Source organism: Providencia sp. Je.9.19, from assembly GCF_051129765.1.
GTDB lineage: Bacteria > Pseudomonadota > Gammaproteobacteria > Enterobacterales > Enterobacteriaceae > Providencia.
The window spans coordinates 991637-1018020 of the sequence record NZ_JBCPSS010000001.1 but is presented as its reverse complement, the minus strand read 5'-3'; the positions used below and the strand labels follow the sequence as shown (position 1 = coordinate 1018020).

Annotated in this window: 22 protein-coding genes; 17 read left to right on the top strand and 5 right to left on the bottom strand. The window is 38.4% G+C overall.

The window, feature by feature from the left end; translation table 11 throughout:
• From tmk to umoD, 12 genes are all read left to right on the top strand, one after another.
• Complete coding sequence (tmk, locus tag AAZR93_RS04800; RefSeq protein WP_294105550.1) at positions 1-627, top strand: dTMP kinase; 627 nt, start codon at positions 1-3, stop codon at positions 625-627.
• Between the two features lie 12 nt (positions 628-639).
• Positions 640-1632, top strand: a complete 993-nt coding sequence (gene holB / locus AAZR93_RS04795; RefSeq protein ID WP_434719120.1) for a DNA polymerase III subunit delta' — start codon at positions 640-642, stop codon at positions 1630-1632.
• A gap of 12 nt (positions 1633-1644) precedes the next feature.
• The gene (locus tag AAZR93_RS04790) at positions 1645-2436 is read left to right on the top strand and encodes a metal-dependent hydrolase (RefSeq protein ID WP_294105556.1); all 792 of its coding nucleotides are present in this window, start codon (positions 1645-1647) and stop codon (positions 2434-2436) included.
• Between the two features lie 51 nt (positions 2437-2487).
• Positions 2488-2838: a purine nucleoside phosphoramidase gene (gene hinT / locus AAZR93_RS04785; RefSeq protein ID WP_434719119.1), complete on the top strand. Its 351-nt coding sequence runs from the start codon at positions 2488-2490 to the stop codon at positions 2836-2838.
• Complete coding sequence (locus AAZR93_RS04780; RefSeq protein WP_434719118.1) at positions 2838-3263, top strand: YcfL family protein; 426 nt, start codon at positions 2838-2840, stop codon at positions 3261-3263. The genes hinT and AAZR93_RS04780 overlap by 1 nt, the downstream gene beginning before the upstream one ends.
• A gap of 2 nt (positions 3264-3265) precedes the next feature.
• Positions 3266-3847: a penicillin-binding protein activator LpoB gene (gene lpoB, locus AAZR93_RS04775; protein ID WP_294105564.1), complete on the top strand. Its 582-nt coding sequence runs from the start codon at positions 3266-3268 to the stop codon at positions 3845-3847.
• 51 nt (positions 3848-3898) lie between these two features.
• The gene (locus tag AAZR93_RS04770) at positions 3899-4771 is read left to right on the top strand and encodes a phosphotransferase (RefSeq protein WP_434719117.1); all 873 of its coding nucleotides are present in this window, start codon (positions 3899-3901) and stop codon (positions 4769-4771) included.
• Between the two features lie 63 nt (positions 4772-4834).
• Positions 4835-5857, top strand: coding sequence for a beta-N-acetylhexosaminidase (nagZ, locus tag AAZR93_RS04765; RefSeq protein WP_434719116.1), 1023 nt, complete (start codon positions 4835-4837; stop codon positions 5855-5857).
• A gap of 1168 nt (positions 5858-7025) precedes the next feature.
• A complete protein-coding gene (locus AAZR93_RS04760; RefSeq protein WP_434719115.1) occupies positions 7026-8375 on the top strand; it encodes an OprD family outer membrane porin in 1350 nt (449 codons plus the stop codon).
• Positions 8376-8405: 30 nt separating this feature from the next.
• Entirely contained in the window at positions 8406-10028 is a 1623-nt protein-coding gene (locus tag AAZR93_RS04755) for a bifunctional metallophosphatase/5'-nucleotidase (RefSeq protein ID WP_294105574.1), read from the top strand.
• 488 nt (positions 10029-10516) lie between these two features.
• Entirely contained in the window at positions 10517-11821 is a 1305-nt protein-coding gene (locus AAZR93_RS04750; RefSeq protein WP_294351852.1) for an NAD(P)/FAD-dependent oxidoreductase, read from the top strand.
• 728 nt (positions 11822-12549) lie between these two features.
• The gene (gene umoD, locus AAZR93_RS04745; RefSeq protein WP_434719114.1) at positions 12550-13161 is read left to right on the top strand and encodes a UmoD family flagellar biogenesis regulator; all 612 of its coding nucleotides are present in this window, start codon (positions 12550-12552) and stop codon (positions 13159-13161) included.
• Positions 13162-13240: 79 nt separating this feature from the next.
• Here umoD and mfd read toward each other — a convergent pair whose 3' ends face one another.
• On the bottom strand, positions 13241-16684 hold the full coding sequence (mfd, locus tag AAZR93_RS04740) for a transcription-repair coupling factor (RefSeq protein WP_434719113.1): 3444 nt from the start codon (positions 16682-16684) through the stop codon (positions 13241-13243).
• Between the two features lie 250 nt (positions 16685-16934).
• On the opposite strand from mfd, the gene lolC reads away from it, so the two are divergent.
• The 3 genes from lolC to lolE are packed head-to-tail and all read left to right on the top strand — an operon-like array spanning position 16935 to position 20078.
• Positions 16935-18137, top strand: coding sequence for a lipoprotein-releasing ABC transporter permease subunit LolC (gene lolC, locus AAZR93_RS04735; RefSeq protein WP_294105584.1), 1203 nt, complete (start codon positions 16935-16937; stop codon positions 18135-18137).
• The gene (gene lolD / locus AAZR93_RS04730; RefSeq protein ID WP_336429841.1) at positions 18130-18831 is read left to right on the top strand and encodes a lipoprotein-releasing ABC transporter ATP-binding protein LolD; all 702 of its coding nucleotides are present in this window, start codon (positions 18130-18132) and stop codon (positions 18829-18831) included. Before lolC ends, lolD begins: the two co-directional genes overlap by 8 nt.
• Positions 18831-20078: a lipoprotein-releasing ABC transporter permease subunit LolE gene (lolE, locus tag AAZR93_RS04725; protein ID WP_294105589.1), complete on the top strand. Its 1248-nt coding sequence runs from the start codon at positions 18831-18833 to the stop codon at positions 20076-20078. The genes lolD and lolE overlap by 1 nt, the downstream gene beginning before the upstream one ends.
• A gap of 92 nt (positions 20079-20170) precedes the next feature.
• Here the strand turns inward: lolE and cyaB are convergent, their stop codons facing one another.
• Both cyaB and AAZR93_RS04715 read right to left on the bottom strand, forming a co-directional pair.
• Positions 20171-20737, bottom strand: a complete 567-nt coding sequence (cyaB, locus tag AAZR93_RS04720) for a class IV adenylate cyclase (protein ID WP_434719112.1) — start codon at positions 20735-20737, stop codon at positions 20171-20173.
• Between the two features lie 190 nt (positions 20738-20927).
• Positions 20928-21425 carry a TIGR00645 family protein gene (locus AAZR93_RS04715; RefSeq protein WP_294105593.1) on the bottom strand — a complete coding sequence of 166 codons (498 nt, stop codon included), beginning with the start codon at positions 21423-21425 and terminating at the stop codon, positions 20928-20930.
• A 325-nt stretch (positions 21426-21750) separates the two neighbouring features.
• On the opposite strand from AAZR93_RS04715, the gene cobB reads away from it, so the two are divergent.
• Positions 21751-22581, top strand: a complete 831-nt coding sequence (gene cobB / locus AAZR93_RS04710) for a Sir2 family NAD+-dependent deacetylase (protein ID WP_434719636.1) — start codon at positions 21751-21753, stop codon at positions 22579-22581.
• A gap of 94 nt (positions 22582-22675) precedes the next feature.
• Here cobB and AAZR93_RS04705 read toward each other — a convergent pair whose 3' ends face one another.
• Positions 22676-23386 carry an SDR family NAD(P)-dependent oxidoreductase gene (locus AAZR93_RS04705; RefSeq protein ID WP_434719111.1) on the bottom strand — a complete coding sequence of 237 codons (711 nt, stop codon included), beginning with the start codon at positions 23384-23386 and terminating at the stop codon, positions 22676-22678.
• Positions 23387-23875: 489 nt separating this feature from the next.
• Here AAZR93_RS04705 and pepT point away from each other — a divergent pair, with 489 nt between their 5' ends.
• Positions 23876-25117 (top strand): peptidase T, encoded by a 1242-nt coding sequence (pepT, locus tag AAZR93_RS04700; protein ID WP_294105598.1) that lies wholly within the window; start codon positions 23876-23878, stop codon positions 25115-25117.
• Positions 25118-25230: 113 nt separating this feature from the next.
• Here pepT and AAZR93_RS04695 read toward each other — a convergent pair whose 3' ends face one another.
• Positions 25231-26355, bottom strand: a complete 1125-nt coding sequence (locus tag AAZR93_RS04695) for a cupin domain-containing protein (RefSeq protein WP_294105604.1) — start codon at positions 26353-26355, stop codon at positions 25231-25233.
• Positions 26356-26384 lie beyond the last annotated feature (29 nt).

The following is a 26384-nucleotide window of genomic DNA, read 5'->3' as shown; positions in this document are numbered from 1 at the left end:
ATGAAAAACCAATTTATTGTTATTGAAGGATTAGAAGGGGCAGGGAAAACAACTGCAATTAATACGGTTGTTGAAACCCTTAACCAAGCCGGAATTCAAGATATCGTTTTCACACGTGAACCTGGTGGTACACCGTTAGCTGAAAAGCTACGAGAACTGGTAAAACAAGGTATTGAAGGTGACAAAGTGACTGATAAAGCAGAGCTATTGATGCTTTATGCTGCGCGCGTTCAGTTAGTTGATACCGTGATAAAACCCGCTTTAGCCGCAGGCAAGTGGGTTGTTGGCGACCGCCATGATCTTTCATCTCAAGCGTATCAAGGTGGCGGAAGATGTATTGACCGCGAACTTATGCAATCTTTGCGTGATTTAGTGCTAGGGGATTTCAAACCTGCATTAACGCTTTATCTTGACCTTCCACCTGCATTAGGTTTACAGCGTGCACGTTCACGAGGTGAGCTTGATCGAATTGAGAAAGAGTCGTTAGCTTTTTTTGAACGGACTCGTGCTCGTTATACCGAACTTGCCGCTCAAGATGAGTCAATTTTAACCGTTGATGCAAGTCAAAATATCGAGCAAGTTCAAAAAGATATTCGTAGTACACTTCAGCAATGGTTAGCTAAATAAGGTTATGACGTAATGAACTGGTACCCTTGGTTAAATGATAGCTATCGCCAATTAATAGCGACTTATCAAAGTGGTCGTGGGCATCATGCTTTATTATTGCACGCATTTCCGGGAAATGGAGCTGAAGCTCTTTGCTATGGTATTAGCCGTTGGTTAATTTGTCAGAAGAAAGATGGACTGAAAAGTTGCGGTGAATGTCATAGTTGTCGCTTAATGTTAGCAGGAACACATCCTGATTATCATGTTTTAGTGCCAGAAAAAGGTAAGCAAACGGTTAGTGTTGAATCGGTTAGGAAGCTCACGGAAATACTTAGCAGTCATGCTCAACAAGGCGGCGCTAGAGTTGTTTATATTCCTAATGCAGAGATATTAACCGATGCAGCAGCAAATGCGTTGTTAAAAACGCTAGAAGAGCCGGGCAAAGAAACTTATTTCTTACTAGGCTGTGAGAAAAAAGAAAGTCTACTGGCAACGCTAAGAAGCCGCTGTTTAACACATTTTTTACCCGCGCCAGAACAACAAATCGCGTTATATTGGTTGCAAAAACAAATTGCTAATTTGAATACAAATAATGCGATAACCGCGTTGAAACTTTGCCAAGGCTCACCTATAGCGGCATTAGCACTTCTTAGCCCAGAACATTGGCAAAAACGTAGTACATTATTTGACGAGTTAGAGATTGCATTACAACAACGTGATTTATTACGTTTGCTACCTATTTTAAACAGCGATAATGGACCTGAATTGATTAGTTGGTTATTAGGACTATTATCGGATGCGTTAAAATTGCAGCAAAATGCCGTACAATATTGCATTAATCAAGACCAATTATCACGGGTCTCATTGTTATCGACCTCGATGACACGTTCACAACTAGTTAATGCTTATGAGCAGTGGCAAAATTGTCGCCATCAATTAGTGACTGTCTCTGCGCTTAATCAAGAATTGATTTTGACTAATCAGTTATTACAATGGGAAGCATTGATTGCAAATCCCTCATTATGAAAAGAGTAAAATATGTTTGTAGTTGATTCACATTGTCATCTCGATTGCTTAGATTATGAAAAAATACACTCTAACGTTGATGATGTTATTACTAAGGCATCTGCGCGTGATGTCAACTTCATGTTAGCCGTTGCCACGACGTTGCAAGGCTTTGAAAGCATGAAACAGCTTATTGGGAAGCGTGATAATATTGCGTTTTCCTGTGGTATTCATCCACTAAATTTAGATGAAGGCCATGATTTTGAAAGATTAGCGCAATTAGCGGCTGGCAGTGAAGTTGTTGCCCTTGGCGAAACGGGGCTTGATTATTATTACCAGCAAGAAAATGCCGCGTTGCAACAAACGTCTTTTCGTCAGCACATTCGAATTGGGCGTCAAGTTAACAAACCTGTTATTGTGCACACTCGCGCAGCTCGTGAAGATACCTTATCGATTTTACGAGAAGAAAAGGTAACTGAGTGTGGGGGTGTTTTACATTGTTTCACTGAAGATAAAGATACGGCGATAGAATTACTTGATTTAGGAATGTATATCTCTTTTTCGGGAATTGTGACTTTTCGTAATGCTGAGCAAATAAGAGAAGCCGCACGTGTTGTCCCGCTTGATCGAATTTTAGTGGAAACTGACTCGCCATATTTGGCACCGGTTCCCCATCGTGGTAAAGAGAATCAACCTGCATATGTTCGTGATGTTGTGGAGTATATGGCTGTGCTTAAAGGTATTAGTGTTGAGCAGATGGCTGAAATTACCACAGAGAATTTTAATCGCTTGTTCCATTTGAATGTAGGTAAAAACAGCGATTAGGTTTTAACTAACCATAATATAAGTCATTATTGAATTATTAAGGAAAATGAAATGGCAGAAGAAACTATTTTCAGTAAGATTATTCGACGTGAAATTCCTGCTGATGTGGTTTATCAAGATGAACTGGTTACTGCATTTCGTGATATTTCACCGCAGGCACCGACTCACGTTTTGATTATTCCTAACAAGCTTATCCCTACTGTTAATGATATTACCGCTGATGATGAACAAACACTCGGTCGCTTATTTACAGTTGCAGCTAAAATTGCCAAAGAAGAAGGCATTGCTGAAAATGGTTATCGCTTGATTATGAATTGTAATGAACATTCAGGCCAAGAAGTTTTTCATATCCATATGCACCTTGTTGGCGGACGCCATTTAGGCCCATTACTTGCAAAATAATGGATAACCCAGTGGGACATGTTGCTATAGCGGCTAAGCGTTTTTTTGCACTCAGTATCATGATAATGGTATTGAGTGGTTGCCTTTGGGGCAAAAAAAATGGGCTCATATTTAACGAGCAGCAGCGGATAATTATGGAATCTGCGGTCTTAGCAGAAGGTATCATTGCTGAAAATCCGATCATCAGTGTGGAAAATTATCAAACAGCCGCCACAATTAATATTAGCAATATACAGCCACAAGCTGTGACAGTGTTATACCGCTTGTATTGGTATGATGAGCAAGGGCTGAGAATTGAAACATCCGCTGTTTTAACACAACAAATTCCAGGAAATTCGATGGTGACTGTTAATGCCGTGAGTCTTTCACCTTTAGCGCGCAATGTCCGTATTTATATATTCTTACCACCAAAGGCTGGAGAATAGTCATGAAACACGTTTTATGGGTTGCAATTGCAACGTTATTATTAGCTGGTTGTCCCTCTTATCCTCCCCAAGAGCCGGTTAAACAACCGCCAATCGTACCTGTAGAGCCTGAACAACCGCCACAAGTGACACCGCCACCACCGACAGATAAAGTACCTACACCACCAAAACAGCAAACTACGAATTGGTCTGCATCGATTACCCCTTTGGTTGGGCAAATGGCATCAGCGGAAGGTGTTGAAAGTGGTAAAGTGTTGTTGGTTGATTCAGTAAAAAATAATACAAATGGTTCTTTACCTGTACAAGTTGTCACCGGTGCCATGACCACTGCGGTTGAAAATACGCAACGCTTTAAGGTTGTGCCACAAAGTGTTGTGAGTTCGGCACGTAAAACATTGGGTTTATCACAAGATGATAGCCTTGTGACACGCAGTAAAGCGATTGGTTTAGGGCGTTACGTGCAAGCGGATTATGTCATTTACAGTGTTATTTCAGGTTCAACTAAAGAGCGCAATATTGAAATGCAGCTAATGGAAGTGCAAACAGGCGAAATTGTTTGGACGGGTAAACACACGATTGAGTAGTAAAAATCTGCGCAATGAAAAGTCGAGCAGTAACCAGCTGAGTAATAAAAAGTGAATAACAATAATGCGTTATTCTCTTTGCTTATGCGTTATTTTCCTCATGTATTAACGCAAAATTGGGAGATAACGCCTTTAGCTGGTTTGTCTGGAGGCACATATTTATTACAAACTCGGTGTGCCCATCAGCGTATTAGTCTTATTGCTCGTGCCGATGGACAAACTCAGTCATCTTTATATGTTGATCGCGATAAAGAAGCACGAATTTTAAAGCAACTTGAACAATTTCCTTATGCCCCGAAATTGATTGGCCGCAATAATCATTGGTTATTATTAACATGGTGCGTAGGGCAAAACCCTCACTATACCACCTTTGTCTCTCCTGAATTTCAAGCAAAGCTCGCTAACATTGTTGCGCAGTTGCATTGCCATCCTTTATTAAATTATCGCTTACAATTGAGAAATGAAATTGCGCATTATGGTGCTCTTATCGATAAAAAGCGCCTATCGCCAAGGTGGAAAAAAATTCATCATCAATTTTTGACGATGAAAATGCCGAAAACATTAAAACTTGCGCCGGCGCATATGGATATTCATAGTGGAAATGTTGTCAGTAACAGTGATGGGAAAATAATGCTGTTAGACTGGGAATATGCGGCGAATACGGATATCGCATTTTCATTAGAAACTTATTTTCAATTCAATGAGCTTACTTTAAATCAGCAAGATTTTTTTCTTCATCATTACTGTGATGTCAGTGGTGCGTATAGCGATAAAATACGGCTAGCTAAGCACTGTCATTTATGGACGCCATGGGTAAAATATATGATGTTAATGTGGTATGAAGTGCAGTGGAATGAAAGTCATCAGCCGCAGTTTTTGCTACAATCACATTCATTAAGGCAATATTTCAATTTACTTGGTTGATAGTTAACGCTGATAACTGAGTTGATAATCATTTGTAGAATAGTTTAATAAGCGAGGCAGGATATGGGTCCGATAATGCTGGATGTTCAGGGATATGAGCTGGACAATGAAGAGCGCGAAATATTAGCCCACCCCTTAGTTGGCGGTTTGATTTTATTTACCCGTAACTTTCATGACGCCGCTCAATTAAGAGAACTAGTGCGTCAAATCAGAGATGCATCAAGACATCGCTTATTGATAGCTGTCGATCAGGAAGGTGGACGTGTGCAGCGTTTTCGTGATGGTTTTACCGCCTTACCTTCAGCACAAGCTTTTGCTGAGCTAAACAGCCAAATGGATGGTGCAAAACTTGCTCAAGAAGCAGGGTGGTTAATGGCATCCGAAATGATAGCGATGGATATTGATATCAGCTTTGCGCCCGTTTTAGATTTAGGTCATCAAAGTATTGCGATTGGAGAACGTTCATTTCATGATAATCCTGAGATTGCAATGGTGATGGCTGAGCGTTTCATTAAAGGTATGCACAGTGCTGGAATGAAGACCACAGGTAAACATTTCCCTGGGCATGGTGCTGTAAAAGCTGATTCACATAAAGAAACGCCTCGTGATGAGCGTTCATTAGAAACCATTCGTGGTAAGGATATGTCGATTTTTAAAGATTTTATCCAGCGAGATTTATTAGATGCCATTATGCCAGCTCATGTTATATACACTCAGGTAGATGAACGTCCTGCAAGTGGCTCACCATTTTGGTTGAAATCAGTGCTTCGTGAGCAACTTGGCTTTAACGGGGTTATTTTTTCTGATGACCTCTCTATGGAAGGCGCGGCTATTATGGGAAGTTACCCTGAAAGAGCTAGCGCTTCTTTAAATGCAGGTTGTGATATGGTTCTTGTTTGTAATAACCCTGAAGGTGCTGTGAGTGTTTTGGATAATTTACCAAAACAACAAAATAGCCAAGCCTCTAAGTTATATCATAGTGGTCGTCAATACAGTTTGAAAGAGTTGCAAAGTGTAGAACGTTGGAAAGAAGGTCATCGTCAATTGGTCAATTTGCACCAAAAATGGCAAGAGCATCGTCAGTAGTTTTATTGAATTTCTAATTTATCGATATCAGCTAGAAATTATATCTAGCTGATATACATCAAAATATGTAACAACCTCCGATTCCTTACCATGCTGATTCTTTGATGATCCATGTCAGATGGCTAAATTTTCGATTCCCCCCTGATTAAAACATCTTCCATTACATTAATTATTGTTACTCTATCGTCTAAAATTTCACATGAGGTTAGTGAACGCAGTCGATACCCCAATAGTATTATTTCTAATCAATACCATTATTGTGCATCGGAAAAATATTGATTGTTTTTTAGCTTCATATAGTTTTAATCTCTTTTTATTTTTATTTTTTTAGGTAAATAGTCCATTAAGAGTTGGCAGTTATTAGTTAACTTGTCATATAAAACTAAAAATAGTACTGATGGAATTTACATCTAATTAGTGTGATTTCAAATTGTTAATATTATTTAACTGAAATGAAAATAATAAAAAAAGTTAAGTAATATAAAAAGATATTTATTAATAATGTTATATAGAAATAGATTGCAATGTATCCAAAATCTAATATTTCAATCTTTACTATTAAGTAATCGGTTGCTTTACCGATATGTAGAAGGTAATTACATATATCTGCTTTTAAATTGTTTGGATAAATTTGAAATGTACCTAAATAGTGATTTTTAATTTTAATCGTTCAGTGGATATTAAAGTGAATACAATAACGTAATGTGATGTAAATCACATTGAATCATAGATAAAATGCAAGTGATGTAACAGGTTGTGACAGTGATCGTTTTAATTGACGGTAAATTACGATAGCATTCAGATTATGACGAAATTATTACAATTCGAAGCTAATGAAGATTTACTCGACGAGAGATAAAAAACAAAAAAAACGCTGAACTGTTTAAGTTAAATATAACTAAATGTATGAGGATTACGCCTCATCGTACTCGTTTTGTCTATTTTTAAATAGTTATTAAGATAATAATTAAAGAGATAAGTAAGTTGATATTAGTGTTTAATTCTTTTGCGTAGAAAAATAAGATTTTAGTGTTTGAAATGGAAGTGATGTTTATTAAAAGTCAGTGAAGTTATTTTAAGCTAAATATAAAGATGGTGTTTTATTGCCCATGGCAACATGGGCAAACATAAAATTAATTCAAATAATCATTAACTAGGTTTATTCATAATGAAAGTTAAAAATTTTGTTTTACTAATGCTTTCTCCTTGTTATTTAGCCGTTACTGCAGCGAATGCGAGTAACTGGGAAGATACAATCAAGGAAAATTCGTTTGTTGCTGATTCTGAACTTGAGATTTCTACACGTAATATGTGGAAGTATTTAAAAACAGAAAATCGTTTTGACAAAGAAGAACAACGTTATAAAAAACAAGTCGCACAGGCTTGGGGTCAAAACTTACAACTTGATTATAAATCAGGTTATTTCGCTGATATTATCGGGTTTGATGCTTCGTACTACGGTGGTATTAAACTTGCGGCAAGTAAAGACTTCGCCTCTCGTGCAATTTTGTATAACGATGATGGTGAAGCTAAAGGCTATAACAAAATTGGTCAACGCTACGCTAAAGTAAAACTTGATTTTGAACCTGTTAAAATAAATGGTAAAGCAGGTTGGTTTACACTGAAAAACAAGGGTATTTTTACTAACTCCCAACGTCTTTCTCTTAATACCTATAGCGGTTATTACACCAATACTGCACTCGGTGATTGGAATTTAGACTTGATGTATCTCGACAGTAAAGTAATGCGTCGTGATAGCCCTAATATTGATAAAATGTATTTTGATGACGGTAATGGTAAACGCCATGTCCTTGATCACGTAATTACGGGTGGCATCAATTATGAAACAAAACCGCTGAAAGTTTATTATTTCTATGGTCAAGCAGATGATGTATTCCGTCAACAAGGTCTCGAGGCTAAATATAAACTAACATCGGACGTTACACTGGCTTCTCAAATTTATAATCATGAGTATGGCAGTGACGGAAAACGTACTACTGAAAAAAATACAAAACGCAATTTTGATAAGAGAGCATGGCACTACGCTGGTACTGTAGAGTGGAAAGTGCCAGAAACGCCTTGGACTTTGGGTGCAGGCTTAACACATACCACGGCGAAAAAAACCAATGGCGTGGGTCAATTTGCACGTAATCCAATCGGTAATACGCGAGGTCGTTTTAATTCACCAGCATACTCAGATATCGACTATGTTCGTGATGGCGAAACAATGTTAGGACTTTCTGCTGAATATCAAATTAATCCAGATCTCTCAGTGGGTGTTCGTTCTAACTATAGTGAATTCTCTTATGAAGGCGAAAAATTAAGACAAGGCCAAGCAGGTTTGTTTAGTTATTGGACACCAATGAAGAACTTATCAATTTCTTTAAGCGGTGGTTATGGCTGGCACCATGAGCAAGAATCTGATTATTCTACACCGAAATTATATAATGGCCATTCACAGCGCGCGCATTCATTATCGGGCTCTATGACAACCACATATCGTTTCAAAATGTTCTAGAAAGTAGATGTTTATAAAAGGTAATAATAAATGAAACATAAAATTGGGTTACTCACAGTGCTTGTTGCTGGTGCATTAATGGCCGGTTGTGCACCTAAAACGACTAATGATAATTTGAAAGTTCAAGTTATTGGTATCAATGACTTCCATGGTGCACTTCAAGCACCAGGTGATGGTGAATTAGGTGGTATTGAGTCTATCGCGACCCTTATCAATCAATTAAGAGCTGAAAATAATAAAACGATCGTGGTGGGTGCAGGGGACTTAGTGGGAGCGAGTCCGCTACTTTCATCCATGTTTTATGATGAGCCTACGATTGAAGCTTTAAGTGCAATCGGCATGGAAACCAGTGCCGTTGGTAATCATGAGTTCGATAAAGGTAAAGAAGAGCTTTTAAGAAAACAAAATGGTGGCTGTCATCCAACTGCGGGTTGTGTCGGTAAAGACTCATTTGCAGGGGCTGATTTCAATTATTTAGCAGCTAACGTTATCGTGAAAGAAACGGGAAATACGCTGTTTCCTGCTTACTTTATCAAAGAGTTTGACGGTGTCCCCGTTGCATTCATTGGTCTAACACTTGAAGGTACGCCTGCGATTGTTACACCAAGCGGAACTGCGGGTTTAGAGTTCAAAAATGAAGTTGAAACTATTAATAAGCAAGTGCAATTGTTAAAAGCACAAGGTATTAATAGTATTGGTGTGTTGATCCATGAAGGTGCGACTCAACAAATTGATACCAAGAAAAAAGATATAAACCGTTGTGATAATATCCAAGGCCCAATCGTGGATATCGTGAAGCAATTAGATGGTGCTGTGGATTTTGTTGTTAGTGGACATACACATCAAGCTTATAATTGTGAAATTAATGGTAAAACAGTGATTTCTGCACAATCTAACGGGACATTGATTTCTCAACTGAATATCGAAATTGATAGAAAAACGAAAGATATTGTTAGCATTGATGCTAAAAATATCCCAGTTGAAACTAAGCGATATGAGAAAAATCCTGAGTTAACCACGTTTGTGCAAAAGTATGAGCGTATTTCTTTACCTATCGCCCAACAAGTGATGGGAACATTAAATGGCTCAGCGGATAAAAAATTATCGCCAGCGGGTGATTCAACACTCGGTAAAATTATTGCAGACGGGCAATTGTATTCAGCCTCTTCAAAAGAAGCTGGCGGTGCACAAATTGCCTTTATGAATAGTGGTGGTATCCGTGCTGATTTGAAAGCAGGCGAGTTAACTTATGGTGATATCTTCACTGTACAGCCTTTCTCAAATGTGATTGTGACTCAGTCATTAACTGGCGCTCAAATTAAGCTTGCACTAGAACAGCAATGGGATCGTGCTCGTCCACAAATTATGCCAGTTTCTAAAGGTTTCTATTATGAGTGGGACGATAGTCGTGCAGTTGGCGATAAAGTTATTCCAGGCTCAATGAAGCTTAACGGTAAGCCAATTGATATGAATAAGAGTTATCGTGTTGCTGCCAATGAATTCTTGGCAACAGGTGGAAGCCGTTTCTCTGCATTCAAAGAAGGTAAAGACCGTGTTTATGGTTTACCTGACAATGAAGCATTGATGCAATACTTCAAAGATAATTCACCAATTGCATTACCAACGGATACACGTATCAAAAAAGTTAAATAAGGTGAGTTTACCTACCGGCGTTGGATGACGCTATGATTTAACATTGAACAAACCCTGAAAGTAAATGACTATTTTCAGGGTTTTTTATCGCTATAATTCCTTCTCGTTTTTTTGACTATTTCATCATAACTTCCTAAATTTTAATCCAAATATCACAATTTAAATGATTACGTTATGGCTAATTTGTTTTGATATGCAAAACATTAATGATTCGTATTATCAAATAGCTTGGACGGATTATCATAAATTGATTAATATCAGCATGGTCAGCGCTATCTGGATTCCTTTTTTTCAAAAAATGATTTGACGATTGTGATCGTTGTCATAATAATCAACTAAATTGATATTGATCAATATTTGGTATGACCAATGCGCCAGTCGTGATATTCTTTATTTTATTCGAGTTAATAGTGGTTAATTATTGTTATTAAAGATGTTTATGATGAGAAATCTTTAATAACATTAATATATTTTGTATTGAGGAAATTATGACCTTATCTCAACCTAAGATTGTCGTTATAGGTGGTGGTGCTGGTGGTTTAGAGCTGGCAACTCGCTTAGGACGCAAATTGGGCCGCAAAAAACGTGCCGAGATCACTTTAGTTGACCGTAATCCAAGCCATTTATGGAAGCCGCTATTACATGAAGTCGCTACTGGTTCATTAGATGATGGTGTAGATGCTATTAGCTATCTTGCCCATGCACGCCATAATGCATTTCATTTCCAATTGGGTTCGTTAACAAATATTGACCGTGAAAATAAAAAAGTGATTTTAGGTGAATTGCGCGATAAAAATGGCGAGTTATTAGTGCCATTGCGTGAATTACATTATGATTTTTTGGTGATAGCGCTCGGCAGTACCTCAAATGATTTCGGTACACCTGGGGTGAAAGAAAATTGTATTTTCTTAGATAGCCCGAACCAAGCGCATCGTTTTCATGATGAAATGCTTAATTTATTTCTTCGTTACTCGGTTCGTGATAATGCTGAAGAAAAAGTTAATATTGCGATTGTTGGCGCGGGTGCAACGGGTGTTGAGTTATCGGCTGAGCTCTATAATGCTGTTGAACAATTGACGAGTTATGGTTTCAAAGGTTTAGATACTGATGCATTAAACGTCACTTTGGTTGAAGCGGGGGAACGAATTCTACCTGCTTTACCTCCTCGAATTTCGGGAGCCGCACATCAAGAGCTGAACAAGCTCGGTGTCAATGTATTGACTAAAACGATGGTAATAAGTGCCGATAAAGAAGGTCTTAACACGAAAGATGATGGCAAAATTCATGCAGACCTTATGGTTTGGGCTGCTGGAATTAAAGCACCAGACTTTATGAAAGATATTGCGGGGCTTGAAACTAATCGTATTAATCAATTAGTAGTCAAACCGACGTTACAAACAACTCTCGATGATTCGATTTTTGCTATTGGTGATTGCGCCTCTTGCGCTAAGCCCGAAGGTGGATTTGTCCCGCCAAGGGCACAGTCTGCCCATCAAATGGCAAGTCGATGCTATGATAATATTATTGCGATTATGAAACAAAAACCGCTTAAAGATTATATCTACAAAGATCACGGTTCTTTGGTTTCGTTGTCGCGTTTTAGTACCGTGGGTAGTTTGATGGGCAATCTGATGCGTGGTGACATGATGGTTGAAGGGCGTATTGCTCGATTTGTCTACATTTCGCTATATCGAATGCATCAAATAGCGCTTCATGGTTATGTGAAAACAGGATTAATGATGCTAGTAGGAAGTATTAACCGTATTATTCGACCTAAATTAAAACTTCATTAATTCAATCTTTAAAAATAGCGGTTAGGTATTTATTGGCAATAAAAATTCACCTTATTATATTAGGGTGAATTTATTGCTATGATGAGATCTTACTGCTTGACCACTCATTACTGCCCGAAACTAATTACAATAGTTATTATTTCTTTTGTTATGTATTTAAACGAATCTGTATTTAGAGATAGTTGAGATTTATGTATTTTGTTGTTAAATATAATTGATTTTATAAGTAAAGTTTAATTAAATAAATTTTAATTGTTACGAATTAAATAATTATTTAATTGTTTTTATGATAGAAAGCACATTAATTATTTAAAAAATATTATGACCTTATATTAAATAAATACGGAATATAATTAATGACTATTTGAAAAATTTTATAAAAAAGTTTTTTGGCTAAGTGTTAGTCAAGGTTAGATTGTCTAAATTGAAGTTTATTTTGTATGTATTTTGTGCGTGATTTTTTAACCTCATGATTAATATTGATTTTATCCTGTGATATCATTGGTGTAATATTGTTATTTTGGATAGAAGATAACATTAAATCTCGACTCATTTTGGGGGTATGCTATTAGAGTGACTTAATGTTTATAATTGTTTCAAAATATTATTAAAATAATATTTTGAAAATTAGGATTATTCTAAAAAACCTTATTTACTGTAGGTAATTATCGAATTATCCTGATTAATTGCTACAATAGATTCATTCTGTTTTTTTATAAGGGCATTCTATGAAGCTTAGATTTAAGTTGTTAACAGCATCAGTAGTTTGCCTTACTGTAATCTTAATTATAGCACTCCTAATAACTTCATTTTCTCGCTCTCCAGAAGCTAAATTAGCAACGGTATTATCTACAGAACCTATTAAATCAAATCGTATTATTGAATATGAAAATTGTGCAGTAACTGGGGTGCCAGGTACTTTTAGTCAAGAATCACTTTCTCGTTTTCATCCTGCGCAAAATGAATGCAAAATAGTGTTTATGATTGAAGCACTACAAGATAAATCATTTCCTTTCTTTTCAGATAGTCATCAACGAACTTGTGTGATTACTAAAAAAATGGAACTGGTTATCGTCGGATATGATGTGGTGTATCGGATAGGGGATACAGTCGGTAAGGTTAGAACAGCTTATGACCCCGGCTTATTTATTCCATTGAATGAAGATGGCCGCTTAAATTTAACGGTGTCTAATAGTGCTGTCTGTGAGACATTACGAAGTGACGTTAAGGATTTAGCCCCTTTTTACTGTATCAAGCAAAACGAATTACTGACGAATAATGACCCTTCCTCCATTTTGGAATTAAAACCCAGCAAAAATACCTATGGTTTTTTCGAGTAATAGCTTATTTTTGAATCATGCCAATTGAAGTGATAAAAAAAGACTATCAAGGTTTACTTCTGATAGCCTTTCTTGTTATCTATGATAATTGATGCTCTTCAAAATCTGTCAGTAGCTGCTTAATAAATTCGATTCTACCGACTCGATCACTCAGGTCATTGAAGAATTTCAATCGTACAGGGCCATCTAAACGATAGGTTTGTGGTTGTCCTTGTAATAAGCTGATTAAAAAGCTTGGGTCGACTTTATTTTTCTCACCAAACTCAATAAATCCACCTTTTTCATGGGCTTCAATTCGTTTCACACCAAGAGCTTGTGCTTGTAGTCGTATCGCAGCGTTAGCGAGCAAGAATTTACCTGCATCTGGTATTTTACCAAAACGGTCAATTAGTTCTGTACGTAACTCATTCAGCTCGAGTGAGTCTTTGGCGCTAGCAATGCGTTTATAGAAAGAAAGTCTGATATTTACATCATGAATGTAATCATCAGGCAACAAGACTGGCATTCTTAATTCAACTTCTGTTTGTTGATTCGTTAAATCTTCAAGGGAAGGTTCACGACCTTCTTTCAATGCATCCACGGCGCTTTCTAGTAATTCCATATATAGCGTAAAGCCTATGGTTGTCATTTGTCCGCTTTGGTCATCACCCAGTAATTCACCTGCTCCTCGAATTTCTAAGTCATGGGTTGCAAGTGCAAAACCTGCGCCGAGATCTTCTAATGACGAAATAGCTTCAAGGCGTTTATGGGCATCAGCCGCCATCGCTTTCGGGTGTGGCGTCAGTAAATAAGCATAAGCTTGATGATGGGAGCGACCAACACGACCTCGTAGCTGGTGTAATTGTGCTAAACCGAAACGATCTGAACGTTCAATCACAATTGTATTGGCTGTTGGGATGTCGATGCCCGTTTCAATGATAGTGGTACAAATAAGGACATTAAAACGTTGATGGTGAAAATCGGTCATTACCCGTTCTAATTCACGCTCTCGCATTTGTCCATGCCCCACAACAAAGCGGGCTTCAGGGACTAATTTCTCAAGACGCTCTTTCGTTTTCTCTATATTTTCTACGTCGTTGTATAAATAGTAGACCTGCCCGCCGCGCAAGGTTTCACGTAATATTGCCTCACGTACGATTAAATCGTCATATTGGCGAACAAAGGTTTTAACCGCTAAACGACGCGCTGGTGGTGTTGCAATGATAGATAAATCACGCATACCACTCATTGCCATATTTAGTGTACGGGGAATTGGCGTGGCTGTTAGGGTTAAAATATCGACGTCTGCTCGCATGGCCTTAATGCGCTCTTTATGACGGACACCAAAACGATGTTCTTCATCCACGACCAACAGACCTAAATCTTTCCAGATGATATCTGGCTGAAGTAGTTTGTGAGTACCGATTAAGATATCAACTTTACCTTCAGCGGTTTCAGCAATAATTTGTTGTTGCTCTTTTGCTGTTTTGAAGCGCGATAGCATTTCAATCTTAACCGGCCAATTTGCAAATCTATCTCTGAAATTATCAAAATGTTGCTGAGCAAGTAGGGTAGTCGGCACTAATACAGCAACTTGTTTATTATTGTTGATCGCAAGAAATGCTGCTCGCATAGCAACTTCAGTTTTACCAAAGCCGACATCACCACAAACTAATCTATCCATGGCTAAAGGTTGGCACATATCACTTAAAACAGCATTGATTGCCATTTCTTGGTCAGGCGTTGTTTCAAAAGGAAAACCTTGGCAAAACTCTTGATATTGTTGTTTGTCATGTTTGAAAGCAAATCCAGCTTTTGCTGCACGCTGAGCATAAATATCCAGCAACTCAGCGGCCACATCGCGTACTTTTTCAGCGGCTTTTTGACGCGCTTTGCCCCAACTATCGCTCCCCAATTTATGTAATGGGGCATTTTCATCCGCTCCGCCTGAGTAGCGGCTAATTAAATGTAATGATGATACGGGAACATACAGTTTATCTGAGCCTGCATAAGTCAGTATGAGGTATTCGGCTGTTATACCGCCAGCTTCAAGTGTGGTTAACCCTTGATAGCGGCCTACACCATGCTCAATATGAACAACAGGTTGCCCTGGGCGCAATTCAGCAAGATTACGGATTAAGGTGTCTGTATTAATGGTGCGGCGGTTATCAGCACGCCGGCGAACAACTCGCTCGCCGAGCAAATCACTTTCACAAATCAGTGCCCTGTGTAGGCTAGATTGAATAAATCCATGCTCTGCTGCACCTAGCGTTATTGCAAAACGGCTCGTGGTTTGATGCGTATAGTCATCAATAATTTCAGGGCGAATTTTCAAGCGTGCTAATAATTCTGTAACAGTTTCACGGCGGCCTTCGCTTTCTACTGAAAAAACAACGGTACCATCAAATTGTTCTATAAACTGGCGCAGTTTCTCTAACGGGGTTTTACTTTGCCCTTGGGTACTGATATCCGGCAATGGTAGATAATCTAAATTAGTATTGGCGGCTTTATCTGCTAGTCTTTCTGCTGATAGTTGAACTCGAGGCCATTTTTTTAATGATTGATTAAGTTGTTCAACGGTCAACCATAAATCTGCGGGTGGTAGCAACGGACGCATCGGGTCAACGCTACGACTTTCAAAACGCTGTTGAGTATCAGATTGAAAACGTTCTGCGGCTTCTTGCAAACTTTGTGAGACAAATAAGGTGTTATCGGGAAAATAATCAAAAAGCGAACTTAGTGGCTCGGGGAAAAAGAGCGGTTGCCAATATTCAATGCCTGTTGGTAGTGTGTTTTTACTGACTTGTTGATAAATATGTTCAGGATCTCGGCGAACTTCAAAGCGTTCGCGCCATTGACTACGAAAGCGTTCAATTGCCTCTTTGTCTGTTGGGAATTCATGAGCGGGTAATAAATTAATGCTCGTCACTTCATCAAGGGTTCGTTGAGAATCCACATCAAAAGTACGTAAACTATCAATTTCGTCATCAAAGAAATCAAGACGAAAGGGTAATGAACTTCCCATCGGGAATAAATCGAGTAAAGCGCCTCTGATGGCGTATTCACCATGTTCTAAAACTTGTTCGACATGGCGATAGCCCGCTTTATCGAGCTCTATTGTCAAGTTTTCGCGCGAAAGTTTATCGCCTTTTGCCATTACGAGTGCATGACTGGTTAAAAAACCCGATGGACACACTTTCTGCATTAAGGTATTAACCGGTAAGATTAATGCGCCTTTTTGCATTGTTGGCAAACGATAAAGTGTCGATAAGCGATGAGAGATAATTTCTTGATGAGGCGAAAAATTATCGTAAGGCAAGGTTTCCCAATCCGAGAGTGTTTCGATTGGATGATGAGAAAACTGTTGCATTTCATCTCTCAAGCGTAATGCATTTTGCATATCGCGAGTGACAATAACGACAGGGCCTTGATGACGTTCCATCATCTGTGCACATTCAAGGGCACCAGCTGCACCTATTAGGCATCCTAAATGGCGAACATCGCCACTACGGCTAGGCAGTTCATAACGAGTTTTTAACGACATAAAAATATTCGGCTTCTCACAGCTATTAGTTAAAAAATTAAGCGACTAGCTAAACTTGCAGTTCAGTTACCGATAAAAAATTATCAATAAATTAGTCCGCTTTACTCCATGATTTGTCTGAAAGTAACGCAAATAGGTATATCAATAATAAAAAAAACCACAAAAGCAGGGTTGGGTGGTTCCATTCATCTATCGTACCCTTTATTATCGCTGAACACTTCGCTTTGGCAACAGGGGCATCAAAGATTTCATGCACCAATCTGTCTCAATATTCATAGGTCTGCGCTATATGCGCGGACGAGCTGCTGATAAATTTGGTCGTTTTGTTTCCAGTTTATCGGCAATAGGTATCACACTTGGGGTTACGGCATTAATTACAGTAACTTCAGTAATGAACGGCTTCGAGCGATCGCTACAAGATAGCATACTTGCATACATGCCGCAGGCTATATTGACATCAGCAACTGGAAATATTGACCCAAAAGCACATCCTCTTTCTGACCTACAGCACTTGCAGGGGGTGAACTACATTACTCCTACAGTGCAATCGGATGTGGTCTTACAAAGCCGTACCAACGTTGGTGTCGGTATGATGACAGGGGTTAATGTTAACGAGCCATCTCCGTTATTGGACAAGCTGATTAGCGGCGACCGTAAAGAACTTGTCGAGGGAAGTTACAATGTTTTTTTAGGGAGTCGATTAGCGGAAACCTTAGGGCTTAAGCGTGGCGATGATGTGCGTTTAATCATACCTGGAGTGAGCCAATTAACACCGATGGGGCGCATTCCGAGTCAGCGACTATTTACCGTCGCGGGTATTTTTCAAACTAATGGTGAAGCTGATACGAGCGAATTAATTGTTGCGCAGTCAGATGCCGCTAGAATTTTACGTTACCCTATTGGCCATGTGACAGGGTGGCGATTATTTTTGGATGAGCCTCTCAAAGTAGATATTTTGAGTAAGCAAATTTTACCTGACGGGCTTGTCTGGACGGATTGGCGTGAACGCAAAGGTGAGTTTTTTCAAGCTGTTAAAATGGAAAAAAATATGATGGGATTATTGCTCAGCCTGATTATTGCGGTTGCAGCATTTAATATCATTACATCACTTTCTTTGCTTGTTATGGAAAAGCAAGGAGAGGTGGCGATCCTTAAAACATTAGGATTAAAGCGTGGTCGTATATTGGCGATATTCATGATCCAAGGTGCAGGGGCCGGTATTATTGGTACTTTAATCGGCACGTTCTTGGGTATATTGCTTTCGAGCCAATTGAATGTATTGATGCCGTTAATTGGTTTGCTACCTAAAGGGGTGGCATTACCCATTGTACTTGATTACCCCGGTATTTTAATTATTGCACTTTCCGCTATGTTTATTTCGTTGCTTGCTACGCTATACCCTTCTTGGCGTGCGGCAGCGGTGCAACCTGCTGAGGCTTTACGTTATGAATAATCAACCACTTCTTGTCTGTGAAAATTTAAGTAAGGTTTATCAAGAAGGGCCAATGACGACAGAAGTGTTGAAAAACGTTAATTTTTCAATGAATGAGGGAGAAATGATGGCAATTGTCGGCAGCTCAGGCTCTGGCAAAAGTACATTATTACACCTATTAGGTGGGCTAGATACGCCTTCTCAAGGTAATGTTATTTTTAAAGGGCAACACATTAACCAGTTGTCTTCTGATTCAAGAGCTGAAATCCGTAATAAAGAATTAGGTTTTATTTATCAATTTCATCATTTATTACCTGATTTTACCGCCTTAGAAAATGTTGCGATGCCCTTATTAATTGGTGGTGTATCGAAAACACAAGCTTTTGCTAAAGCGACAGAAATGCTTACGGCCGTAGGGTTGGCTCACCGTGCGGGGCATCGTCCATCAGAACTTTCTGGTGGTGAGCGCCAACGAGTGGCAATAGCGCGAGCATTAGTGAATGACCCTGCTTTGGTACTCGCTGATGAACCGACAGGGAATCTGGACTTGCGTAATGCAGATGCAATTTTTGAATTGCTAGGTGAGCTTAATCGTAAGCAACGAACTGCATTTTTAGTCGTTACTCATGATATGAAACTTGCGCATCGTTTATCACGTCAATTAGAAATGCGTGATGGACATTTACAGCAGGAACTCAGCTTGGGGGCTAACTGATGCTTAAAATGCCTCTGACGCTATTAGCGGCATTACGCTTTAGTCGAGGACGCCGCCGAACAGGCATGGTGTCTTTGGTTTCTATTGTGTCAACGCTTGGGATCGTATTGGGTGTTGCGGTATTGATTATTGGTTTAAGTGCCATGAATGGTTTTGAGCGCGAGCTAAATAATCGTGTGCTTTCAGTGGTACCCCATGGACAAATCTATGCTGTTAAACCGCCTTATAATGATTGGAAATTCACTGAGGATATTATTCGTAAAACGCCAGGCGTGCAGGGCGTTAGTCCCTATGTGAATTTTACCGGTTTACTTGAGCGTGGCGCAAATCTAAAAGCGATTCAAGTGATGGGTGTTTCAAAAGAAAGCCAATCGGAAGTTAGCGCTTTACCTCAATTCATTCTTAATGATGCATGGCAGCATTTTGAAGCAGGTAAACAATCGATTATTTTAGGCCAAGGGGTTGCTAATTCACTGAATGTAAAAGTAGGTGATTGGGTGACTATCATGATCCCAAATACGGATACTAGCTTAAAAATTCAGCAGCCAAAACGCATTCGAGTTCAGGTATCTGGTATTTTTCGTTTGAGTGGATTACTTGACCACCAGTTGGCCCTAATTCCTCTTGCGGATGCTCAAGAATATCTTGGTTATGACAATGGAATTAGTGGATTTGAAATTAAAGCGGATGACCCATTTATCGCTGATAAAGTTGTCTATGATGCAGGGTTAAGGACAATGCATCATGTCATGGTTAAAAGTTGGATTGGTGACTATGGCTATATGTACAACGATATTCAAATGGTACGAAGTATCATGTATCTAGCGATGATTTTAGTCATTGGCGTCGCATGCTTTAATATCGTTTCGACGTTAGTGATGGCGGTTAAAGATAAAAGCAGTGATATCGCAGTATTTCGTACTTTAGGAGCCAAAGATCGACAAATTCGCGCTATTTTCTTATGGTATGGCTTATTAAGTGGTCTAATTGGTTCCTTAATTGGCGTGATATTTGGTGTACTTATTTCGCTTAATTTAACCACGATGATCAAAGGATTAGAATTATTGATTGGGCATCCTATTTTATCTGGTGATGTATATTTTATTGATTTCTTACCATCAGAGTTGCACTTTATGGATGTTATTTATGTGCTAATAACAACGATTGTCCTGAGTTTATTAGCGAGTTGGTATCCTGCTCGTAGAGCAAGTAAGTTAGATCCTGCGCGTATTCTAAGTGGGCAATAGTCGCTATTAATCGTAGTGAATAATAATTTTTCAGCTCTATCCTATTGGGTTAGTTATTTTGAGTGAGCTATTCATTCGGTAACTAGCCCAATCTATTTAGTTGTGATCCCTTTGCTTATTTTCTCTAAAAATAACTGCTTATAGCTTCGTTTCTCAATTAATTCTTCTGTAAATCCATAATGGGTTGCTAGAGTCATAAGGCGTTGATTAAACTCATTAAGTCGCATTATGTCATCGGTCATAATTGCGAACTCAGCGAACCAACCGAAATCAGCAAGATTGTCTATTGTGATATGAACGTCGTTGAGAAAATAAATACTGCGTATTTTCGTTAAAGTTAAATTGCATTGGTAACCTAATGTTTGCAGCATATTTTTGACATGTTGGCAGTCATCTATATTAATGGCTTTACATTCAGTAGCACTAGGGCCCTTAACTATCCACAATTTGATCCCCGATGGGGTCATTTCTCTGACTGACATACTGATATTTTTATCGGCAAGTGATGTATTTTCATTATCGAAAAAATAGTCTGTTTCTATATTGTCTGAGGTAAAAACCTGAGCTTTATCGTTAATTATTTTTTGTAAAAATCCTTGAGGATCAGGTAGTTTGAATTTAATTTCAGCTTCATATTTTCCGACAAAATGTTCGCTCATGAGATTTACCTGTCTTGTCATTACTGTTTGTTTTAATTAACGGGATGGTAGCACAGGTTACTAAGTGTTTGGTTGTAAAGGTGAGGCTATTTTTAGGTAAAGCGCCTATTTGAACTGAATGATAAATAGGCGCTTTAAAATTGGAAGATGAGTCTGATTTTCTAAATATTAAGAGTAAAATAGCACCGTATTAATAGGCTTCTTTTTTGGTCATTTTGTCTAAATAACCCATAACAAAAGCTGAAAGAACAAAGGTGAGGTGGATAATGACGTACCACATCAATTTGGTATTTTCTATATTTTGTAGGTTCATAAAGATTTTTAGTAGATGAATCGAGGAAATGGCAACAATCGAAGCCGCAACTTTATTCTTCAATGAAGTTGCATCCATTTTGCCAATCCAACCTAGTTTATCACTACTATCAGGGATACTAAGTTGAGAAACAAAGTTTTCGTAACCTGAAAACATGACCATGACTAATAAGCCACCGACTAATGCCATATCAATCAATGATAATAACGTGAGGATGAGGTCAGCTTCTGGAATGGCGAGGATATTAGGTAAAATATGAAACAGTTCTTGGAAGAATTTAATTGTTAACGTAAGCAATGTAAGTGAAAGCCCAAAATAGATAGGGGCGAGGATCCAACGTGATGCATACATTGTTTTTTCGAAGAACTTTTCCATGAAAACCCTTTTAAGTGATAAAAATGATAACAGATAAAACTGTATGTCACATTTTAGCGGTTTGGGGGCATGTGGATAAAGGTTTTTTTGTTAATATTATGATTTAGGGTGTTAAGCTGACGTAACTATCCTTTTTAACCGTCAGTCATTTAATGAATTTAGCATTGTTTTGTCTGTATTCATGATGGTGATGTGTTTGAGTGTGTTAACATTTACATCATGTAGAAGTGATATTATAAGTCATTCTTAGTAAAAATTATTTTTACAGTAAACTGTCGCCAAGACTTGTTGCTAAAACGCATGGATGAAAGGATGTTTTCTGATGTTGCGATACCGTTATAGATTAAAAAAAGTTAAAAAAAATAAGTGTGTGCGCCGCCAGCGACTTCGCAATCGGGCTTTTTATATTGATAGTAGACTAGCTGATATGAAAAAAGTGAACATTGTTGTATTAACTGGAGCCGGTATCTCTGCCGAGTCTGGAATTCAAACCTTTCGTTCTGCCGATGGATTGTGGGAAGAGCATCGTGTTGAGGATGTGGCTACGCCAGAAGGCTTTGCGCGTGATCCTAAATTAGTTCAACGCTTTTATAATGAGCGCCGTCGGCAGCTACAAAGCGATGATATAAAGCCAAATGCTGCACATTTTGCATTGGCACAATTAGAAGAACTATTAGGTGATAGATTTTTACTTATCACACAAAATATTGATAACTTGCATGAAAGAGCAGGTAGTAAACGAATTGTTCATATGCATGGTGAACTGCTTAAAGTACGTTGCAGTTGGTCAAATCAGGTTCTCGATTGGAAGGGCGATTTAGCTGTTGATGAACGCTGCCATTGTTGCCAATTTCCTCAACCTTTGCGCCCGCATATTGTGTGGTTCGGTGAAATGCCATTGGGTATGGAACGTATTTATCAAGCGCTTGAAGATGCAACTATTTTCATTTCTATTGGTACATCAGGGCATGTTTATCCTGCGGCAGGTTTTGTACATGAAGCAAAATTACACGGTGCCCATACTGTTGAGCTTAACTTGGAACCTAGCCAAGTAGAAAGTGAGTTTGAAGAAAAACACTATGGATTAGCGAGTAAGGTGGTTGTTGAGTACATTAATAAGCTAATTACTGAGCTTAATTCAGCGAACAAAATCTAATTTTTGATAGTTAGAGTCATCGAAACAGCTGAAAAGGGAGCATTAGACTCCCTTTTAGCGATTTTAGAAACAAAGTATTCAATCTGATTCTATTTTAAACGTTCTCATCCATCATCGCTGGCATGGTGATTTCTTTTACACAGGTCGCATTGCTGGTACTTAAAATAAAGCGAACAGCATTAATAACATCTTGTAGAGGGATCAACTTGCCTTCACTGTGTTCAATAACTTCGTTTACAGGCATCGATAATGGATATTCTGTCGCTAAGTAACCTAAGTTAAGAATAGATATACCAATTTTATCTTCTCGTAATGTTTCCCTTAAGGATTGAACAATACCTCGCAAAGCATATTTAGTTGCAGAAAAAGTCACTTCTTTGCTCTTATGGTTATCCAGCCCCCATGTGGAGCCAATAAGTATTATTTTGCTGTTATCGGCTAATCTTAGGTTTGCTAACAGGCTTTTTAAATTTAATAGGCATGCACTAATATTTGTTTGAATGATATTGAGTAATTCGAGATCATCAGAGGATTCAAATGTATATTCTTCAGTAAATGCTAATTTTTCCCAGATACCGACGTTATAAATAAGCGTATTTATAGGGCGTTCACCCACTTTGTTTTTAATCATTTGTGCGCAGTTTATTTGATTAAGGTCGGCTTGGATCCAATGAAAATTATCTGCTTTAAACGGTGGCACAGAACGTGAGACCCCATAAATAAAATCTTTTTCGGAGGGTATTCCTTCAATAAGTGCTTTGCCTAAACCTTTACTCACACCATAAATTAAAAATGTTTTTGACATTTGATTACCTGTAAAATTAAGTGTAAATACACCTTGTTTTTATAAGGGATAATAGCGTTACAATATTAAGTATTAGTGTATAGCATGAATGAATGGGTAGATGTTTGGTTAAATGTGCATATAAATTAATAATGTTAAATTAATACTATCGTCTCAAAAATAATTCGACTTACTGAAATAAAGCATTTATTTTTAAAGTGTTAGCATTAAAATTAACTTGACTTCATATTATTTAACTTAAGATTATTATTTCTATATTAAACCATGAGGTATAGTTACAATAATACTAAATTATTATTGATATCCTAATTATTAGGTAGTTGATAGTCAATAAGATGCTATTTTGAGTAAATAGAGAGTAGTTAACGAATTAACTATTCAATTTTTATTTAAAAAATCACCTGCATTAACCTCAAAGCTGATTTGAAACAATAATTGTTTGTGTGATCTTTCCCATAATATGAATATTAATATTAAGGGGGATGGAGTATGGACAAACTCTTGGAGCGGTTTTTTGAATATACTGCTTTTGATACACAATCAAAACTGAATGCAAAAACAGTACCTAGTAGCAGTGGCCAACTAAAATTTGCCCGTGCGTTGCATAAAGAACTGAATGAGTTAGGATTTGAAAAAGTGACATTGACTGATCAAGGTTGCTTGACGGCCTATTTGCCATCAAACGTTGATTGGGATGTGCCAACTATTGGATTTATTTCTCATCTGGACACGGCGCCTGACTTTTCGGGCAAAAATGTTTGTCCACAAGTGCTAGAAAATTATCGTGGTGGTGATATTGCATTAGGGATTGGCGATGAAGTTTTATCCCCCGTGATGTTCCCTATATTGCATCAAATGATAGGTAAGACACTTATCATGACTGACGGTAAAACGTTACTTGGTGCTGATGATAAAGCGGGCATTGCCGAGATAATCACTGCGCTAGTGCGCTTGAAAGCAAATAATACGCCACATGGAAAAATTTGTATTGCTATCACACCTGATGAAGAGATAGGGCGTGGGGCTCGTCATATTGATTTTAAAGAGTTCGATGCGCTTTGGGCTTATACCGTTGATGGTGGCGGTGTCGGCGAGCTTGAGTATGAAAATTTTAATGCGGCCAATGTCTCCATTAAAATTGTGGGTAATAATACCCATCCAGGTATGGCTAAAGGGGTTATGGTCAATGCATTAACTTTAGCTAATCGCATTCATTCAATGTTGCCTGCTGATGAAACACCTGAAAATACTGAGGGTTATGAAGGATTTTATCATTTGACCTCGATTAAAGGAACGGTTGAAAAAGCAGAGTTAAATTACATTATTCGAGATTTTGACCTTAATGGCTTTGAAGCAAGAAAGAAAAATGTCATTCGGATTGCTGAAAAAGTCGGAGAAGGGTTGCATCCTAGCTGTTATATCGAGCTCACTTTAGATGATACTTATTACAACATGCATAAAGAAGTAATGAAATTTCCGCATGTTGTAGAGCTAGCAAAACAAGCCATGATTGATTGTGACATTAAGCCTATCATCCAACCTATTCGTGGTGGTACTGATGGTGCTCAATTATCTCATCGCGGCCTACCGTGCCCGAACATCTTCACTGGTGGATATAATTTTCATAGTAAACATGAATTTATAACTCAAGAAGGGATGGAGCAAGCGGTTAGTGTCATCATGCGTATCGCTGAGTTGACTGCAATACACGCAAGCAATAATCAATCGTAATCAAATTATATTTATCTGACTACAGTAAAACGCCCTACACAGTTCAATGTATAGGGCGTTTTTTTTATTAATAAAGGTCTATTAAGATTAATTATTGAATGCGATTATTAATGTCAGTCGTCAAAATACCAGTATCCATTATTTACCAGTGCAGTAATTAATGGGATAAAATTCACATCATCAATTGCATCGCCGAGCGTCTTACTATTTACCGAATCAAATCGGCATAGGCTATCTGCTGCTTCATAGCACTGAGTCTCTAAACATTCGCCATTGACAAAAAATTGGTCGCCAACACGCAGTGCTCTTAACCCATTGAGTTTGTACAAAGTTTCATCTTGAGTTTTCAACAAGTCATAAATTTCTTCTTGTGTATATGGCGGCTCTGGTGGTGCAACATCTAATTCATGGCGAGATTGAGAAATGTACTCACCTAACCACTTGCGGAATAATTCAGGGTCATTAATCAGAGAGACCATCATTTCACGGAGCTTAATTTGCTCACCTTGCAAAACTTCGGCGGGATTATCACGAAATGATAAATCAGGATCGCTATAGCGATAACTCCCAAGATCATTCGAAATCAAATGGTCGGCAAAGCTACTAATCAGTTCACGGGTATTTGGCGCGCGAAAGCCTACAGAGTAGTTTAGGGAAGGCTCGATGGCATAACCTTCATGTGGGAATCCAGGTGGAATATAGAGAATATCTCCAGGTTCCATCTCTTCATCAATAATCGCATCAAATGGATGGACTTGGAGTAGGTCGGGGTGAGGGCTGTGCTGTTTCATTGGGATTTTTTCCCCAACGCGCCATTGTCTACGACCTTCACCTTGAATAATAAACACATCGTATTGGTCAAGGTGTGGGCCTACGCCACCCCCAGGTACTGAATAAGAAATCATTAAGTCGTCCATGCGCCAGTCAGATAATACTCTGAATGGTTTCATTAGCGCTGAGCTTGGGTGATGCCAATGATCAACGGCTTGAACGAGTAGTGACCAATTTTCTTCACCTAAGTGTTCATAGCTTTCAAATGGGCCATGACCTACTTGCCAATTTCCTTCTTTGTGGCTGACTAGACGGCTATCAACCTCATTTTCCATCGCTAATCCCGCAAGTTCATCAGGCGAGATAGGATCAATAAAACGCGTAAAACCCTGTTTAATAAGCAGCGGTCGTTTCTGCCAATGACTGTCAAGAAAACTCTGCCAGTCAAGATTCAGTTTATAATCCATCTTATTGTCCCTATTAGAAAACATGTCGT